General features: G+C 68.4%; 1 protein-coding gene. It reads left to right on the top strand.

Features of this window, described 5'->3' with window-relative positions; translation table 11 throughout:
• Window positions 1-1,441, top strand: a 1,441-nt coding sequence (locus tag MSIMFI_RS27480; protein ID WP_191500067.1) for a type I polyketide synthase, incomplete at both ends; no start/stop codon positions are given.

Here is a 1,441-nt window from a genome sequence, read left to right as displayed (position 1 = left end):
CCGACTACCTGATGAGTCTGCTGTCGGGCAGCGCCACCCCCACCCGGGTCATCGCCGCGGTCAGCGCCCACACCGAGGAACCCATCGCCGTCGTGGGCATGGCCTGCCGGTTACCCGGCGGGGCGGATTCCCCCCAAGCGTTGTGGGAGTTGGTCAGCAGCGGCACCGACGCGGTCGGAGGCTTCCCGACCGATCGGGGCTGGGATTTGGCGGGGTTGTTTGACCCCGACCCGGATGCGGTGGGCAAAACCTATACCCGCTCGGGGGCGTTTTTGGCGGATGCGGCCGGGTTTGATGCCGAGTTCTTCGGGATCTCCGCGCGGGAGGCCACCGCGATGGACCCCCAGCAGCGCGTGCTGTTGGAGGTGTGTTGGGAGGCGTTGGAGACCGCCGGGATCGACCCCACCACCCTGGAAGGCTCTAACACCGGAGTGTTCGCCGGAGCCTGGGCACAACCGGGTGCCGCCGGCGCCGACGGGGCCGAGGGATACGGACTGACCGGGGTCGCTACCAGCGTGGCCTCCGGCCGAATCGCCTACGTGCTAGGCCTACAAGGCCCCGCGATCACCATCGACACCGCCTGCTCCTCCTCACTGGTGGCCGCGCATTTGGCATGTCAATCCCTGCGCAACGGCGAATCCAGCCTGGCCCTCGCCGGCGGAGTCACCGTCATGACCAACCCGACACCCTTTATCGAATTCGCCCGCCAGCGTGGGTTGGCTCCCGACGGGCGCTGTAAAGCGTTCGCCGCGGCCGCTGATGGCACGGGGTGGGGTGAGGGTGCGGCGGTGGTGGTGTTGGAGCGGCTCAGTGATGCTCAGCGCCATCGGCATCCGGTGTTGGCGGTGATCGCGGGCTCGGCGATCAACCAGGATGGCGCGTCGAATGGGTTGACCGCCCCCAATGGGCCGGCCCAGCAACGCGTCATCACTCAAGCCGCCGCCAACGCCGGTATCGCCCTGGATCAGGTGGATGTGGTGGAAGCCCACGGCACCGGCACCACCCTGGGAGATCCGATCGAAGCCGGTGCGTTGCTGGCCACCTATGGTGCTGGCCGCGACCCGCAGCGTCCGTTGTGGTTGGGCTCGGTCAAATCCAACATCGGCCATACCCAGGCCGCGGCCGGCGCCGCGGGGCTGATCAAAATGATCACCGCCCTCAACCAGGCCGTGCTGCCACCCACCCTGCATGTTGATCAACCCAGCCCGCATATTGATTGGTCCACCGGTGCGGTGCGGTTGCTGACCGAGGCGATGCCGTGGCCCGATTCCGAGCATCCACGCACCGCGGCGATCTCCTCGTTCGGGATCAGCGGCACCAACGCGCATCTGATCGTCCAACAACCCCCCACCCCCCCAATCACCGCCACCACCGCGGCGGCGGGGCCGGTGCTGCTGCGGTTGTGGCCGTTGTCGGCGCGCACCCCCACCGCGTTGCGCGC

The organism is Mycobacterium simulans (genome assembly GCF_900232995.1).
Taxonomy (GTDB): Bacteria; Actinomycetota; Actinomycetes; order Mycobacteriales; family Mycobacteriaceae; genus Mycobacterium; species Mycobacterium simulans.
Note: the sequence above shows the minus strand (reverse complement) of the source record. Positions and strands in the feature narration are given on the sequence as shown.